This window comes from Streptomyces sp. NPDC048290 (assembly GCF_040652095.1).
Lineage (GTDB): Bacteria > Actinomycetota > Actinomycetes > Streptomycetales > Streptomycetaceae > Streptomyces.
This window is the reverse complement of sequence record NZ_JBEZLM010000026.1, coordinates 88854-104060: the sequence shown is the minus strand read 5'-3', so window position 1 is coordinate 104060 and position 15207 is coordinate 88854. Positions and strand designations below refer to the sequence as shown.

The 15207-nt window shown below is 71.9% G+C and carries 14 protein-coding genes and 3 tRNA genes; 9 read left to right on the top strand and 8 right to left on the bottom strand.

Annotated elements, in window-relative coordinates; genetic code table 11:
- The first annotated feature begins 188 nt into the window (after window positions 1-188).
- Together AB0D49_RS33960 and AB0D49_RS33955 are read left to right on the top strand one after the other, a co-directional pair.
- The gene (locus AB0D49_RS33960; RefSeq protein WP_362765276.1) at window positions 189-1676 is read left to right on the top strand and encodes a N,N-dimethylformamidase beta subunit family domain-containing protein; all 1488 of its coding nucleotides are present in this window, start codon (window positions 189-191) and stop codon (window positions 1674-1676) included.
- A gap of 139 nt (window positions 1677-1815) precedes the next feature.
- Entirely contained in the window at window positions 1816-2715 is a 900-nt protein-coding gene (locus tag AB0D49_RS33955; protein ID WP_362765274.1) for a phosphoribosylaminoimidazolesuccinocarboxamide synthase, read from the top strand.
- A gap of 43 nt (window positions 2716-2758) precedes the next feature.
- Here AB0D49_RS33955 and AB0D49_RS33950 read toward each other — a convergent pair.
- The 8 genes from AB0D49_RS33950 to AB0D49_RS33915 form a co-directional block, all read right to left on the bottom strand.
- Window positions 2759-2834 (bottom strand) — tRNA-Gly (locus AB0D49_RS33950).
- A gap of 39 nt (window positions 2835-2873) precedes the next feature.
- Window positions 2874-3479 (bottom strand): response regulator transcription factor, encoded by a 606-nt coding sequence (locus AB0D49_RS33945; protein ID WP_362765271.1) that lies wholly within the window; start codon window positions 3477-3479, stop codon window positions 2874-2876.
- Window positions 3480-3753: 274 nt separating this feature from the next.
- Window positions 3754-5055, bottom strand: coding sequence for a histidine kinase (locus tag AB0D49_RS33940; protein ID WP_362765268.1), 1302 nt, complete (start codon window positions 5053-5055; stop codon window positions 3754-3756).
- A gap of 92 nt (window positions 5056-5147) precedes the next feature.
- Window positions 5148-5957, bottom strand: coding sequence for an ABC transporter permease (locus tag AB0D49_RS33935; RefSeq protein WP_362765265.1), 810 nt, complete (start codon window positions 5955-5957; stop codon window positions 5148-5150).
- A 49-nt stretch (window positions 5958-6006) separates the two neighbouring features.
- Entirely contained in the window at window positions 6007-6975 is a 969-nt protein-coding gene (locus AB0D49_RS33930) for an ABC transporter ATP-binding protein (protein ID WP_362765262.1), read from the bottom strand.
- Between the two features lie 137 nt (window positions 6976-7112).
- A tRNA-Gly gene (locus AB0D49_RS33925) sits at window positions 7113-7188 on the bottom strand.
- A gap of 80 nt (window positions 7189-7268) precedes the next feature.
- Window positions 7269-7340 (bottom strand) — tRNA-Gly (locus AB0D49_RS33920).
- A 164-nt stretch (window positions 7341-7504) separates the two neighbouring features.
- Window positions 7505-7822 carry an Lsr2 family protein gene (locus tag AB0D49_RS33915; RefSeq protein ID WP_362765260.1) on the bottom strand — a complete coding sequence of 106 codons (318 nt, stop codon included), beginning with the start codon at window positions 7820-7822 and terminating at the stop codon, window positions 7505-7507.
- Window positions 7823-8101: 279 nt separating this feature from the next.
- On the opposite strand from AB0D49_RS33915, the gene purS reads away from it, so the two are divergent.
- The 7 genes from purS to AB0D49_RS33880 all read left to right on the top strand — a co-directional run bounded on the left by purS (window position 8102) and on the right by AB0D49_RS33880 (window position 15011).
- The gene (gene purS, locus AB0D49_RS33910) at window positions 8102-8374 is read left to right on the top strand and encodes a phosphoribosylformylglycinamidine synthase subunit PurS (RefSeq protein WP_362765257.1); all 273 of its coding nucleotides are present in this window, start codon (window positions 8102-8104) and stop codon (window positions 8372-8374) included.
- Complete coding sequence (purQ, locus tag AB0D49_RS33905) at window positions 8371-9051, top strand: phosphoribosylformylglycinamidine synthase subunit PurQ (RefSeq protein WP_362765254.1); 681 nt, start codon at window positions 8371-8373, stop codon at window positions 9049-9051. Before purS ends, purQ begins: the two co-directional genes overlap by 4 nt.
- Complete coding sequence (gene purL / locus AB0D49_RS33900) at window positions 9048-11306, top strand: phosphoribosylformylglycinamidine synthase subunit PurL (RefSeq protein WP_362765252.1); 2259 nt, start codon at window positions 9048-9050, stop codon at window positions 11304-11306. Before purQ ends, purL begins: the two co-directional genes overlap by 4 nt.
- A gap of 131 nt (window positions 11307-11437) precedes the next feature.
- Window positions 11438-12649: a hypothetical protein gene (locus AB0D49_RS33895; protein WP_362765249.1), complete on the top strand. Its 1212-nt coding sequence runs from the start codon at window positions 11438-11440 to the stop codon at window positions 12647-12649.
- A 55-nt stretch (window positions 12650-12704) separates the two neighbouring features.
- On the top strand, window positions 12705-13226 hold the full coding sequence (locus tag AB0D49_RS33890) for a helix-turn-helix domain-containing protein (RefSeq protein ID WP_362765246.1): 522 nt from the start codon (window positions 12705-12707) through the stop codon (window positions 13224-13226).
- Between the two features lie 40 nt (window positions 13227-13266).
- Window positions 13267-14175 carry a M23 family metallopeptidase gene (locus AB0D49_RS33885; protein WP_362765243.1) on the top strand — a complete coding sequence of 303 codons (909 nt, stop codon included), beginning with the start codon at window positions 13267-13269 and terminating at the stop codon, window positions 14173-14175.
- A 38-nt stretch (window positions 14176-14213) separates the two neighbouring features.
- The gene (locus tag AB0D49_RS33880) at window positions 14214-15011 is read left to right on the top strand and encodes a sterol carrier family protein (protein WP_362765240.1); all 798 of its coding nucleotides are present in this window, start codon (window positions 14214-14216) and stop codon (window positions 15009-15011) included.
- Window positions 15012-15207 lie beyond the last annotated feature (196 nt).

Genomic DNA, 15207 nt, shown 5'->3' with positions numbered 1-15207 from the left:
ACACCAGGGCCGACTCCCATCCCCCCAACCCCCTCCGCCGTAACGGAATCTCGTCATCCACTTTCGACCAATCGAAGACGAACCGTGACGGATCAAGTGCGCAATGTGATGTGCTGGGACCGAATCCACACGGGAACCCCACGCGGGAACCCACGCGGACGCGCACACGGGGGCAGAGGGAGGGGAGCATGGCGCCGGAACACATCCGCCGCTGGGAGTCGGGAGCACAGGCACACGCGGTGTCCGACCCCTTCGGCCCAGGCCCGGTCCCCTGGCTGCGCGGCAGCGAGCCCCGCTTCGACGCCACCGGCTGGTACGTGGACCGGGGCGCGGGCACAGACGCCCACGCCCGGCACCCGCCCCAACCCCAACCCCACCCCACCGGCGCCACCATCACCGCCGCCGACGACATCCGCCGTCAGATCAAGGGCTTCGCCTCCACCGGCGCGGTCGCCCCCGGCGAGGCCGTCGACTTCCACATCACCGTGGACCCGCCCCAGGAATTCGTCGTCGACATCTACCGCATCGGCCACTACGCCGGTGAGGGCGCCAAGAAGATCACCACCAGCCCCCGGCTCGCCGGCATCGTGCAGCCCCCGCCGCTGGCCGCCGACCGCACCGTCTCCTGCCACCACTGGTGGCTGTCCTGGCGGCTCCAGATCCCCTCCCACTGGAGCATCGGCGCGTATGTCGCCGTGCTGACCACCACCGACGGACACCGCTCGCACATCCCCTTCACCGTCCGCGACGGCCACCCCGCCGATCTGCTGCTGGTGCTGCCGGACATCACCTGGCAGGCGTACAACCTCTATCCGGACGACGGCCGCAGCGGCGCCAGCCTCTCCCACGCCTGGGACGACGACGGACGGCTGCTCGGCGAGCCCGACGCGGCGACCACCGTCTCCTTCGACCGCCCCTACGCGGGCGCCGGACTGCCCCCGCACGCGGGCCACGCCCACGACGTCATCCGCTGGGCCGAGCGCTACGGCTACGACCTCGCCTACGCCCACGCCAGCGATCTGCACGCCGGCCGGATCGACCCCACCCGCTACCGGGGGCTGGTCTTCCCCGGCCACGACGAGTACTGGTCGGCGGCCATGCGCCGGACCGTCGACCAGGCCCGCGACGGCGGCACGTCCCTCGTCTTCCTCTCCGCCCACACCCTGTACTGGCAGGTGGAGTTGGCCGCGTCCCCGTTCGGGGTCCCCGACCGGCTGCTGACCTGCCGCAAACGCAAGGGCCCCGGCCGCCCGGCGCTCTGGCGGGAGATCGACCGCGCCGAACAGCTCACCGTCGGCATCCAGTACGCGGGCCGGGTGCCCGAGCCGTCCCCGCTGATCGTGCGCAACGCCGGGCACTGGCTCTGGGAGGCGACCGGCGCCCACGAGGGCGACGAACTGCGCGATCTGGTCGCCGCCGAGGCCGACCGCTACTTCCCGCGCACCCCGCTCCCCGCCCACGAGGAACGCACCCTGCTCGCCCACTCCCCGTACACCGACGCCGACGGCGTCCGCCGCCACCAGGAGACCTCGCTCTACCGCGCCCCCTCCGGCGCCCTGGTCTTCGCGTCCGGCACATCCGCCTGGTCCCCGGCCCTGGACCGCCCCGGCCATGTCGACCCCCGCATCCAGCGCGCCACCGCCAACCTCCTCGACCGGATCTGCAAACGGGACTGACCCGCCCCTCGCCCCGGCACACACCCCCCGATCCACCCCATCCACCCCATACGCGAGAATCGACCCCCGGAGGAACCCTCAGAGGAACCCCCACACGACCCCCACCCGGTCCCCTTGGCCAGAAGGACGGCGAACCACCGTGTCCGGATTCGTAGAAAAACCCGAGCCGCGCCAGATTCCGGGCCTAGTGCACCTGCACACCGGCAAGGTGCGCGAGCTGTACCGGAACGGGGACGGCGACCTCGTGATGGTCGCCAGCGACCGGATCTCCGCCTACGACTGGGTACTGCCGACCGAGATCCCCGACAAGGGCCGCATTCTCACCCGGCTCTCGCTCTGGTGGTTCGACCAGTTCACCGACCTGATCCCGAACCACGTCCTCGGCACCGATCTCCCGCCCGGCGCCCCCGGCGACTGGACCGGCCGCACCCTGATCTGCAAGTCCCTGCGCATGATCCCGGTCGAGGCCGTCGCCCGCGGCTATCTCACCGGCTCCGGCCTCGCCGAGTACCAGCAGTCCCGTACGGTCTGCGGCCTCGCCCTCCCCGAGGGCCTGAGCGACGGCAGCGAACTGCCCGCCCCGATCTTCACCCCGGCCACCAAGGCCGCCGTCGGCGAGCACGACGAGAACGTGTCGTACGAGGAGGTCGTCCGCCAGGTCGGCGCCGACACGGCCGCCGAGCTGCGCCGGGCGACCCTGGCGATCTACGCCCGCGCCCGCGACATCGCCCGCGAACGCGGGATCATCCTGGCCGACACCAAGTTCGAGTTCGGCTACGACGGGGAGACCCTGGTCGTCGCCGACGAGGTGCTCACGCCCGACTCGTCCCGCTTCTGGCCGGCCGAGCAGTGGCAGCCGGGCCGTGCCCAGCCGTCGTACGACAAGCAGTTCGTGCGGGACTGGCTGACCTCGGCGGAGTCCGGCTGGGACCGCCGCAGCGAGCAGCCCCCGCCGCCGCTGCCCCAGCACATCGTCGACGCGACCCGCGCCAAGTATGTGGAGGCGTACGAGCGGCTGACCGGTCTGCGCTGGAGCTGACGACATGAGAAAGCCCCCGGTGGGAACCGGGGGCTTTCTCATCTGGAGCGGACGACGAGGTTCGAACTCGCGACCTCAACCTTGGCAAGGTTGCGCTCTACCAACTGAGCTACGTCCGCATCGCGCTACGGCGTGGGAACGCCCCGGCGCGAGAGCAACTATACCCAACCCCGCTCCCGGGCGAGCCGGACCGCCGCATGCCGGTTCTCCGCCCCGAGCTTGGACACGGCCGACGAGAGATAGTTGCGCACGGTCCCCTGGGAGAGCGCGGCCCGCTCGGCGATCTCCGCGACCGGCGCCCCGTCGGCGGCCAGTTCCAGCACCTCCGCCTCCCGCGCGGTCAGCGGCGAGTCCCCGGCGGAGATCGCGTCGGCGGCCAACTCGGGGTCGACATACCGGTTTCCGTCCTGCACGGTCCGGATGATCTCGGCGAGCCGCTGGGCGCTCACCGTCTTCGGCACGAACCCCCGCACACCCGCCGCCAGCGCCCGCTTCAGATGCCCCGGACGGCCGTGGCTGGTGACGATCAGCACCTGGCAGCCGGGCAGCTCGGTCCGCAGCCATGTGGCGACCTTCACACCGTCGGCGCCGGGCATCTGGAGGTCCAGCACCGCCACATCGGGCCGGTGGGCCCGTGCCATCGCCAGCGCCTCCGGTCCACTCGCCGCCTCGGCGACGATCACCAGATCGTCCTCCAGCGACAGCAGCGCGGCCAGCGCTCCCCGGATCAGATGCTCGTCGTCCGCGAGCAGCACCCTGACCATTACCCGACGCCCTCCGCCCTACGACCCCGCGACCCGTCACCGACACCCATCAGTACCCCACCCCTCACAGCCCACGGCCCCCATGACCCACGTACCCCACGCTTCACGACCCGGAGACCTGGGGACCTGGAGATCCGTAGATCCGTAGATCCGGAGACCCGGAGACCCCTTAGACCCGTAGATCCACAGACCCTGTAGATCCACGGACCCACGAGCGCCAAAGGCCCTACAGACCCCACTGACCCCACTGACCCCACAGACCCGCCCCACCCCGTCACGCCACGACCTCGCCCACCCCGTCCGCCGCCACCGGCGTCCCCAGCGGCACCTCCGCCAGCAGCCGGAAACGGTCCCCGCCCACCGGCCCCGCCTCCAGCGTCCCGCCCACCGCCGTCAGCCGCTCCCGCAGCCCGGCGAGCCCGGAACCCCCGCCCGGCGGATGCGGCCCGGCCCCCTCGCCGCCCGCCTTCCGCAGCAGCCCGGACCCGGCGGACCCGCGCCGCCGCGCCGCCACCCCGTCGTTCTCCACGGTCAGCGCCACGAACCCCTCCCGCACCCGCAGGCTCACCCCGCACCGCGCGGCGTCCCCGTGCCGCAGCACATTGGTGGTGGCCTCGCGGACCACCCAGGCCAGCGCCGACTGCACCTCGGCGGGCAGCCCGCCCGCCAGCGCCTCCCCGCGCACCTCGCACGCGATCCCGGCCGCGGTGAGCACCCCTTGCGCACCGGAGAGTTCCACGCCCAGCTCCGCCTCCCGGTAGCCGCGGACCACATCGCGCACCTCGCGCTGCGACTCATGGGCGATCCGCTGCACCTCGATCATCTGCTCGACGGCCTCCGGCCGCCCGCGCCGGGTCAGCTGTACCGCCAGCTCGCTCTTGAGGGCGATCACCGCCAGATTGCGGCCCATCACATCGTGCAGATCCCGGCCGAACCGCAGCCGCTCCTCGGCCACCGCGAGCCGGGTCCGGTTCTCGCGGGCCGCGTCGAGTTCGTAGACCGCGTTCAGCAGCCAGACGGAGAAATAGGAGGTGGCGGCCAGGAACGTACCGCCGAGCAGGGTGCCCACGGAGGCCACCAGCGCGGCCTCGACGGAGGCGCCGAACGCCAGCGACCCCACGACCACGATCCCGGTGAACGCGACCACCAGATACACGCTCTGCCGCCGGTCGCGCAGGGCGATGGTCAGTGAGCCGATACCGAAGATCAGCACTCCGCCGACCACCGCCCCCAAGGTGGCCTTGACCTCCTCGCCGTCCGCCTGCTGGGCGAGCACCAGACAGCCGCCCGCGACCAGCACGGTCACCACCCCGAGCAGCCACATCAGCCGCACCGGCCGGGGCCCGGTCCCCACCACCCAGTCCAGCGCCCGTGAGCTGTTCACCGCGCACAGCACGGTGTGGACGACGACTATCCCGAGCGCCCAGGCCCCCGCCGGAGGTCCCGGCACCGCGAACAGCGGCAGCCCGAACAGCAGGATCTCCATCCCGACGAACAGATGGAACGACCACCGCGTGTAGACCTCGACCTTCGCCGGTGTGCTCTTGCCGCGCCACCAGCCCGTTGGCCTGTCCATGTCCTGCGTCCCTCGCGGTAGATCGTCATACGGGCCGATGCCCCCGCCGAACCCCCTCGGCACCGGCACCGGCACCGGCACCGGCACCGGTCTCAGCGCCGCGGCTCCCACCGGAACCACCGCCGTACAGCAAACACTGACAGAACGGTCCAGGCCAGTGCGGTGGCCACGGCCGCCAGGACCTCGCCGCCGGACAGCGCGCCCGTCCAGCCGCCCCGGATCAGCGTCACCACCGGCGACAGCGGCAGCAGCTCGCACACCGCGGCGACCCGGTCCGGCAGCACCTCCAGCGGGACCGTGACCCCGGAGCCGAGCATCGACACGAACAGCAGCGGCAGACTGGTGACCTGCGCGCTCTCCGCAGTCCTGGTCCAGGACGCGGTCACCGCGCCCAGCGCCGCGCACAGCACGAGACCGAGCAGCACACCGAGGATCGTCAGCGGCAGCGCGCGGGGCGCGTCCATGTCGAGCAGCAGCGCGCACCCGGCCGCCAGCAGCACCGACTGGCCGACGCCGATCGCCAGCGACGGCAGCGCGGCCCCGACCAGGATCTCGTTGTCCCGCAGCTCCCCGGTGCGCAGCCGCTTCAGCACCAGCTCCTCGCGGCGCACCACATACACCCCGGTCAGCGCGGCGTACACGGCGAACAGCAGGGACAGGGCGATGGCGGCGGGCAGCAGCATGGTGCCGACGTCGAGGCCATGCTCCTCCAGGTTCATCTCCCCGGCGGCGGTGCGCAGGCTGAACGGCACCACCAGCGGCACGAACACGGCCGTCACCAGCGTGGCCCGGCTGCGTCCGAGCAGGGTCAGCTCGGCCCGTGCGAGCGCGCCTAGCCGCCCGGCCACGGTGGTCGAACCGCCCCTGCGGTCCTCGTCGGTCTTCATGGTCGTGGCGCTCATCGCCCTGCCCCCGCCCTCGTCGCTCCGCTGGTCCTGGTCGTCGTCCCGGTCATCGGGCCACCCCCGTCCTGGTCCGCTCACCGGCGGTCCGCTCCGCCTCCGCGCGCCCCGCGATCCCGAGGAACGCCTCCTCCAGCGAGGCCGAGCGCACATCCAGCCGGCGCAGCTCGACCCCGGCCCGCGCGGCCCACACCAGCACTCCGGTGGCCGCCCGCTGAAGATCCATGGTCAGCAGCCGTACGACGCCCCCGTGCATCTCGTGCCCGGTCACGCCCAGCTCGCCGAGCGGCGGCAGATCGCCGACGAAGTAGCCCTCGGGCAGCTGGAAGGAGATCCGGGACGGCTGGGCGGCGGTCACCTCGGCCGGGGTGCCGGTGGCCGCGATCTGCCCCTTGTGCATGATCGCCAGCCGGTCGGCGAGGGACTCGGCCTCCTCCAGGTAGTGCGTGGTCAGCAGCACGGTGGTGCCGGTGTCCCGCAGCGAGGAGACCAGCTCCCAGGTGTCCCGGCGGCCCTCGGCGTCCAGTCCGGTGGTGGGCTCGTCCAGGTACAGCACCTCGGGGCGGCCGAGCAGCGCCAGCGCCAGGTCCAGCCGCCGCCGCTCACCGCCGGACAGCTGCTTGACCCGGACGTCCCCCTTGTCGGCCAGTCCGACCAGCCCGAGCGCCTCCCGCTGCGGCCGGGCCCCGCTGACACAGCCCGCCCACATCCGGACCGTCTCGGCCACGGTCAGCTCGGACGGGAAGCCGCCCTCCTGGAGCATCACCCCGGTGCGCGGCCGTACGGCGTCCCGCTCGCGGTAGGGGTCACGGCCGAGGACGCGGACCTGTCCGCCGCTCGGCTCGGCGAGCCCCTCCAGCAGCTCCACGGTGGAGGTCTTGCCCGCCCCGTTGGTGCCCAGCAGCGCGAAGATCTCGCCCCGGCCGACGGAGAACGTGATCCCCCGGACCGCTTCGAACCCGCCCCCGTACACCCGTCGCAGCCCGGTGACCTCGATCACGTGCTCGTTGGTTTCCATGACGCCAGCCTCCCGGCGACCGGGGCGGTCCGGCAGTGCGTGCTGTCATCGGCCGACATGACAAATGTCAGGGGGAAGCCATCCAGCCACAGGCAGGGCTCATGAAAAAACCCCCGGTGAGAACCGGGGGTTTCAACTGGAGCGGACGACGAGGCTCGAACTCGCGACCTCAACCTTGGCAAGGTTGCGCTCTACCAACTGAGCTACGTCCGCATTGCCTCCGACCGGCTTTCACCGATCGGCGCGAGCACCACCCTACCTGATCCAAAGGACCGGTCAGGACGGTGATGCAGAGCGGGTGACAGGGATCGCACACTGCGCCTTCCCCCTGGAAGGGGGATGTTCTACTACTGAACTACACCCGCACAACCTGCTGAGCTGGGCTTTTCCGCCCCGCTCGGTGGCGTGCTCCAGACACTAACTGATCAGCAGGGGGGTAACGCAAGTCGGTTGCGCCCAGGGCCCGCTGACGGACCCTGAGGACACCCCGTTCGGCTCCGCACGCCCCGGCCGGCCGGGGCGAGACGGGTCAGCGGGCGGCGGCGAACGCCTCGTAGACCTTCTTGGGGATACGGCCCCGGGCCGGTACGTCCATCTTGTTCGCCTGGGCCCAGGCGCGGACCGCGGCGGGGTCGGGAGCGACCTCGGTCTGCTTGAACGCCCGGCCCGACTTCGACCGCTTGCGGCCCGCGTCCACGTACGGCGCGAGCGCCTTACGCAGTTTCTTGGCATTGGCTTCATTCAGGTCGATCTCGTACGACTTGCCGTCGAGTCCGAAGGCGATCGTTTCCGCCGCTTCCGAGCCGTCGATGTCGTCAAAGAGCGTGACCACGACCTTCTGCGCCACGAATATCGGTCCCTTCGTGCGGCACGTTGCCTTTTAATTTCTACAGTGCCTGACAATGTATTGCGAGGCTTGACTAAATCCTTCCGCGTGTCCGAACGCAATAGGTTTCGGGTGTCGATCCGGGATCTTTCGCGGAAATTTTCGCGATCAGCGCCTCCCGCCCGGGGCCGTGAGCACGGTCACGTAGGTTCCTACAAGTCGACGCGCGTAGAAATTTTGTGCCGGTAGTCTGAAGCCAACCAGCAGGGACCAGCTCAGCACCACACACCGGGAGTGCCCGTGGCACGCGTCGTAGTCGACGTCATGCTCAAGCCGGAGATCCTCGACCCCCAGGGCCAGGCGGTCCAGCGTGCGCTGCCGCGCCTGGGTTTCGACGGGATCTCCGACGTCCGTCAGGGAAAGCGATTCGAACTGGAAGTGGACGGACCGGTCGACGAGGCCGCGCTCGCCCGTATCCATGATCTCGCCGAATCCTTCCTCGCCAACACGGTGATCGAGGACTTCACGGTGAAGGTCGAAGAGACGACGGAAGTCGCGGGGGCCGCGAAGTGACCGCTCGTATTGGCGTCGTCACTTTCCCGGGCAGTCTCGACGACCGGGACACCCAGCGCGCGATCCGGCACGCGGGCGCCGAGCCGGTCGCCCTGTGGCACAAGGACAAGGACCTCCACCAGGTCGACGCCGTGGTGCTGCCCGGCGGGTTCTCCTACGGCGACTACCTGCGCGCCGGAGCCATCTCCCGCTTCTCGCCGGTCATGGAGCCGGTGATCGAGCAGGCGAAGGCCGGCCTCCCGGTGCTCGGCATCTGCAACGGCTTCCAGATCCTGACCGAGGCCCATCTGCTGCCCGGCGCGATGCTCGGCAACGACCATCTGCACTTCATCTGCCGCGACCAGAAGCTCCGCGTCGAGAACACCGCCACCGCCTGGACCGGGGACTACACCGCCGGGCAGGAGATCCACATCCCGCTGAAGAACATGGACGGGCGGTACGTCGCCGACGCGCGCACCCTGGACATGCTGGAGGCCGAGGGCCGGGTCGTCTTCCGGTACGTCGACGTCAACCCCAACGGCTCGCTGCGGGACATCGCCGGGATCACCAACGAGGCCGGGAATGTCGTCGGACTCATGCCGCACCCGGAGCACGCCGTCGAGCCGCTCATCGGCTCCGGCCGCACCGACGGTCTCCCCTTCTTCACCTCCATCCTCAAGAAGCTGGTCACCGCATGAGCCGGACCCCGCTGGACACGGTCGAGCACGCCGCCGCGACCCCCGACGTCGAGCTGCCCTGGGCCGAACTCGGTCTGAAGAAGGACGAGTACGAGCGGGTCGTGGAGATCCTCGGCCGCCGCCCGACCGGCGCCGAGCTGGCCATGTACTCCGTGATGTGGTCCGAGCACTGCTCGTACAAGAGCAGCAAGGTCCATCTGCGCCAGTTCGGCGAGAAGGCCCCGCAGTCCGACGCGCTGCTCGTCGGCATCGGTGAGAACGCCGGTGTGGTGGACGTCGGCCAGGGCTACGCGGTCACCTTCAAGGTCGAGTCGCACAACCACCCCTCGTACGTGGAGCCGTACCAGGGCGCCGCGACCGGGGTCGGCGGGATCGTCCGGGACATCATCGCGATGGGCGCCCGGCCGGTGGCCGTGGTCGACCCGCTGCGCTTCGGCGCCGCCGACCACCCCGACACCAAGCGCGTGCTGCCCGGTGTCGTCGCGGGCATCGGCGGCTACGGCAACTGCCTGGGCCTGCCCAACATCGGCGGCGAGGTCGTCTTCGACGCCTGCTACCAGGGCAACCCGCTGGTCAACGCGGGCTGTATCGGCGTCATGCGGCACGAGGACATCCACCTCGCGAAGGCGTCCGGCGCGGGCAACAAGGTCATCCTTTACGGCGCCCGCACCGGCGGCGACGGCATCGGCGGCGCGTCGATCCTCGCCTCCGAGACCTTCGACGACGCCAAGCCGTCGAAGCGCCCCGCCGTCCAGGTCGGCGACCCCTTCCAGGAGAAGCTGCTCATCGAGTGCACCCTGGAGGCGTTCGCCGAGAAGCTGGTCGTCGGCATCCAGGACCTCGGCGCGGCCGGACTGTCCTGCGCGACCAGCGAACTCGCCTCCAACGGCTCCGGCGGTATGCGCGTCACCCTGGACGACGTACCGCTGCGCGACTCCACGCTCTCGCCCGAGGAGATCCTCATGAGCGAGTCGCAGGAACGCATGTGCGCGGTCGTGGAGCCGGCGAAGGTCGACCGGTTCCTGGAGATCTGCGACAAGTGGGACGTCATCGCCACCGTCATCGGCGAGGTGACCGACGGCGACCGGCTGGAGATCTTCTGGCACGGCGGCAAGATCGTGGACGTCGACCCGCGCACGGTCGCCCACGACGGCCCGGTCTACGAGCGCCCCTACGCCCGCCCCTCCTGGCAGGACGCCCTCCAGGCGGACGACGCCAACAAGCTGCCCCGGCCCGCCACCGCGGCCGAGCTGAAGGACCAGGTCCTGCGGCTGGTGGCGTCCCCGAACCAGGCGTCCAAGTCCTGGATCACCTCCCAGTACGACCACTTCGTGCAGGGCAACACGGTCCTCGCCCAGCCCGAGGACTCCGGCATGATCCGGATCGACGAGGAGACCGGCCTCGGGGTCGCCCTCGCCACCGACGGCAACGGGCGGTACGCCAAGCTCGACCCGTACAAGGGCGCCCAGCTCGCGCTGGCGGAGGCGTACCGGAACGTGGCCACGACCGGCGCCAGGCCGCTCGCCGTCTCCGACTGCCTGAACTTCGGCTCGCCCGAGGACCCGGCGGTGATGTGGCAGTTCGCCGAGGCCGTACGCGGACTCGCCGACGCCTGCCAGCAGCTCGGCACGCCCGTGACCGGCGGCAATGTCTCGCTCTACAACCAGACCGGCGAGGCGGCGATCCACCCGACGCCGGTCGTCGCCGTCCTCGGTGTGATCGACGACGTGGCCCGCCGCACCCCGGCCGCCTTCCAGGAGGAGGGCCAGCTGCTCTACCTCCTCGGCGACACCCGCGAGGAGTTCGGCGGCTCGGCCTGGTCGCAGGTGGTCCACGACCACCTCGGCGGACTGCCGCCCCAGGTCGACCTGGAGCGCGAGCGGCTGCTCGCCGAGATCCTGATCTCCGCCTCCCGCGACGGAATGATCGACTCCGCGCACGATCTGTCGGACGGCGGTCTGATCCAGGCGGTCGTGGAGTCCGCGCTGCTCGGCGGCAAGGGCGCCCGGCTGGTCGTGCCCGACGGGCTGGACGCCTTCACCTTCCTGTTCTCCGAGTCGGCGGGCCGCGCGGTCGTCGCCGTACCGCGCTCGGAGGAGGTCCGTTTCAACGACATGTGCGGTGCGCGCGGCCTCCCGGTCGCCCGGATCGGTGTCGTGGACGGTGACGCGGTGGACGTCCAGGGCGCGTTCGCGCTCTCCCTGACGGAACTGCGCGAGGCCCATGAGGCGACGATCCCGACGCTGCTGGCGTAGCCCCGCCCTGCTGCTGGCCGTCGCCCCCATGGAACTCCGGGTTCCACGGGGGCGACGGCCTTTCTGCGTCCTGTTCGCGTTCGCTGCTAGCTTCGGCGGGCCGTGACCGACGACCGGAGGGGGAATCGTCCGTGCGACTCCCGGATGGAATACGCAAGTCCGCCAACGTCCTGCTCTGCCTGACGGCGGTCGCCGGGATCGGCTTGAGCGGACAGGAGATCTGGCGGAACCTGCACGCGCGGTGGCAGATCGACGCCGGGTGCGGGGGGCTGGTGCCGGCGGGGCGGGTGCTGGCGCTGGACCGGGCGGGCGGGAAGATCACCCACCGCCGGGGCGAGTCGGAGACCATCGAGGTGGAGCGGCTGGCTTCCGGTCCCGAGCAGTGCGGTCTGGTCAGTGCGGAGGCGGGCGGGCGGTGGTTCTTCACCGGCGCGGTCGGGGTGTACCCGAGTGCCGCCGTTCGCGAGGCCGACAGCCCGTCGCTCCCCCCGCTGGATCAGTTCGGCCCCCTCAACTACGCTCCCCAGCCGCTCGGCGGCGGGATCACCGGATTCGTCGACGACACAGGGGTGCGGGTGGAACTGCCGTGCACCGGAGGGAAGGTGGTGGGCAAGCCGGTGACCGCCCTGTGGGCACACGCCCGGCTGGAGCCGCCGTCGTTCTTCGCGGAGTGGGGTCAGCCCGGCGCCGGTGACCGGGACGTCCTCGCCGAGACGGCCGTCGTCACCGCCAACCGGCTCGCCGAGCGCCTCGGCTGCGACGAACGGCTGCCCGATCCGCCGTCCGGTATTCCCGCCCTGCCCGAGGGCCCGGTACCAGCCGACCGGGCGGGCGGGACCTGTGCCTGGTACCGCGAGTCGGGCCTCGCCGGACGGGACCATCTGCCGGACACGGTGCTGGAAGGAGGGATCGACGACAACCTGATGGACGAGCGCTGCGTCCTCGTCATGAGCAGAGGCGCGGCGCTGGACACCCACGGGGCGCTGTGGGACGAGCTTGACCCGGTCGGCCCGCCGAACCAGCCCGGTCAGTGGTTCGTCACCCTGCACACCTATCTCGGTGACGCCGCGCGGAAGGTGATCGTGCCGGGAGGCGCCGGCGAGGACGATGTCCACGCCCGCCCCGGCACCGCCGGACGCGCCCCGGGCGACTCGGTCTGGTGGGCCTCGTCCGACTGCGGTGGCCGCCCCCAGCTGCACACCATGACCATCGACTTCGGCTATGTACGCGCGATGATCAGCGAGGCCGAGGACCTCCTCCGCACCTACGCCGCCGAGGTCGCCGACCGTCGCACCTGCACGGACCTGACCCTCCCGGAGCCCGCCAGCTTCACCGTGGACTGACCCTCCACCGCTCCCCTCACTTGCATGAGATTACGTACTTACGTAATCTTCCCCCATGTCCGCCGAACCCGCCGCCCCGTCCCTGGAACACCGCGTCAGCGACCTGGAACGTCGGCTCGCCGCCCTGGAAGCCGCCGAGCCCGGTCCCCGAATCCCCGAGGGGGGCGACTTCTGGGCGCTGGAAGGGCTGAAGCAGCAGCTCACCGAGATGGGAGCGGTCGACGGCGGCGTCCTGTTCACCGGCGCCGTCCGGCTGCCGACGGGGGAGTACTACGAGTGGCAGCGCGGCGAGGCCACCGCCGGTGTGCTGGACGGCGACTGGACCGACGCCGCCGACGCCTTCGCGGCGCTCGGGCATCCGGTCCGGCTGCGGCTGCTGCGGGAGATCGTCGGCGGTCGCCGTACCGCCGCCGAACTGGCCGAGCTGGACGGCCTCGGCACCACCGGCCAGATCTACCACCATCTGCGCCAGCTCTCCGCCGCGGGCTGGCTGCACACCAGCGGCCGGGGCCGCCACGAGGTGCCGCCGGGCCGGGTCGTACCGCTGCTGGTCGCGCTGGCGACCACCCGCGCGTGACGCCCGCCGCGACCATCACCACCATCACGAGGGGGACCGGATGACCGCCCGCAAACTGACCATGACCGCCTTCCGCTGGCTGCTGCTGCTCTTCGTCGCCCTGGTGATCGCGGATGTGGCGGTCGACCTGGCCTCTCCCTGGTGGGTGACGCTGACCCCGCTGGTCCTGGGGTACGCCGCCGTCATCGTCGGCAACCGCTGGGGCGGCACGCCCGACAGCGACCGGGTCGCCCGGGAACCGGTCGAGGTCGGCCCGCCGGTCACCGGCCGCTGGTCCGCGCTGAACAGCCCGGCCGACCGCACCCCCAGCCACGGCACACACTCCTACGCCCAGACGTACGCCATCGACATCGTCGCCGAGCCCGGCACCCCGGACCGGGCGCGCCCGGCGTTCCGGATGCTGTGGCCGCTGTTGCGGCGCAACGCCGACTTCCCGGCGTTCGGCGCCCCGCTGCTCGCCGTCGCCGACGCGACCGTGGTCCACGCGAGCGACGGCCAGCGCGACCACCGGGCCCGCAACTCGCTGCCCGCGCTGGTCTATCTGATGGTCGTCGAGGCGGCGGTCCGTGAACTGACCGGCGCCCACCGCATCCTGGGCAACCATCTGATCCTCGACCTCGGCGACGGCCGCTTCGCCCTCTACGCCCATCTCCGCCAGGGCTCGCTCGGCGTCCGGGCCGGTGACCGGGTGCGGGCGGGACAGGTCGTCGCCCAGTGCGGCGACTCCGGCAACTCCACCGAGCCGCATCTGCACTTCCAGCTGATGGACGGCCCCGATCCGGTCGCCGCGCGGGGCATCCCGTTCCAGTGGCGGGGCGTCGGCGTCCCGCGCAACCGGGAGACGTTCGAGGTTCCGGAGGCGCAAGAGGTCTCTGAGACCTCCGAGGTCCCTGAGACCTCCCGCGCCACAACGGACACCCCAACCCCCACCGCCCCCACCCCGAAATGACCCCGCGCCCCCACCCCACCCCCACATAGGCTCCGCCCATGCCCCCCGCCGGAAAACGCCCCCGCGCCTACGACCACGCCCGGACCCGCGCCGCCGTGCTCGCCCAGTTCCACCACGTCCGGGACGCCCTGCGCGAGCTGGACGAGACCCGGCTCGCGCTGCCGACCCGCCTCGGCGACTGGACCGTGCGCGAACTGGCCGCGCACCTCGCAATGGCCGTCGGCGCGGTCGCCCGCTCCCTGGACCACGACGAACCCGCCCGCGCCGACTTCACCCCCCTCGACTACGCCGCCGTCACCGGCCGCCACGCCGAGGACGTGGCCGACGCCGCCCGCCGTCTCGCCGCCGCCCACCCCGACCTGGACGCCCTCTACACCGCCACCGGGCGGGAGCTGACCGAGCGCACCGACGGCGTCCCCGGCAGCCGGGTGGTCGAGACGCGGGTGGGCGCCACGACCCTCACCGGCTTCCTGGTGACCCGCACGATCGAACTCGTCGTCCACACCGACGACCTGGCCGCCGCCGTCCCCGGCCTGGAGATCCCGTACGACCGTCAGGCGCTGGCCGCGTGCACCCGGGTGTTCGCCGACACCCTCGCCGCGAAGGCCCCCGGCGGTTCCACGGAGGTACGGATTCCGCCGTTCGCGGTGGTGCAGTGCGTGGCGGGCCCCCGGCACACCCGGGGCACGCCCCCGAACGTCGTGGAGACCGATCCGCTGACCTGGGTCCGGCTCGCCGCGGGCCGACTGAGCTGGGCGGACGCGATCGAGGACGCCAAGGTGCAGGCGAGCGGCGAGCGCGCCGACCTCTCCGCGCTGCTCCCCCTGCTCGGCTGACCGCCCGACCGCCCCGCGCCGACCAGCCGTCCCGGGCCGCCCGCCCGACCGCCCCGCGCCGACCAGCCGTCCCGGGCCGCCCGCCCGCCCTGCGCCGACCAGCCGTCCCGGGCTGCCCGCCCGACCGCCCTGCGCCGACCAGCCGTCCCGGGCCGCCCGACCGCCCCGCGCCGACCAGCCGTCCCGGGCCGCCCGC

Bases quoted from the DNA above. Each gene is read 5' to 3' on its own strand.
- AB0D49_RS33960 (WP_362765276.1), top strand. From the start codon at position 189: ATGGCGCCGGAACACATCCGCCGCTGGGAGTCGGGAGCACAGGCACAC.
- AB0D49_RS33945 (WP_362765271.1), bottom strand. From the start codon at position 3,479: ATGGTCAGGGTGCTGCTCGCGGACGACGAGCATCTGATCCGGGGAGCG.
- AB0D49_RS33940 (WP_362765268.1), bottom strand. From the start codon at position 5,055: ATGGACAGGCCAACGGGCTGGTGGCGCGGCAAGAGCACACCGGCGAAG.
- AB0D49_RS33935 (WP_362765265.1), bottom strand. From the start codon at position 5,957: ATGAGCGCCACGACCATGAAGACCGACGAGGACCGCAGGGGCGGTTCG.
- AB0D49_RS33930 (WP_362765262.1), bottom strand. From the start codon at position 6,975: ATGGAAACCAACGAGCACGTGATCGAGGTCACCGGGCTGCGACGGGTG.
- purL (WP_362765252.1), top strand. From the start codon at position 9,048: ATGAGCCGGACCCCGCTGGACACGGTCGAGCACGCCGCCGCGACCCCC.
- AB0D49_RS33890 (WP_362765246.1), top strand. From the start codon at position 12,705: ATGTCCGCCGAACCCGCCGCCCCGTCCCTGGAACACCGCGTCAGCGAC.
- AB0D49_RS33885 (WP_362765243.1), top strand. From the start codon at position 13,267: ATGACCGCCCGCAAACTGACCATGACCGCCTTCCGCTGGCTGCTGCTG.
- AB0D49_RS33880 (WP_362765240.1), top strand. From the start codon at position 14,214: ATGCCCCCCGCCGGAAAACGCCCCCGCGCCTACGACCACGCCCGGACC.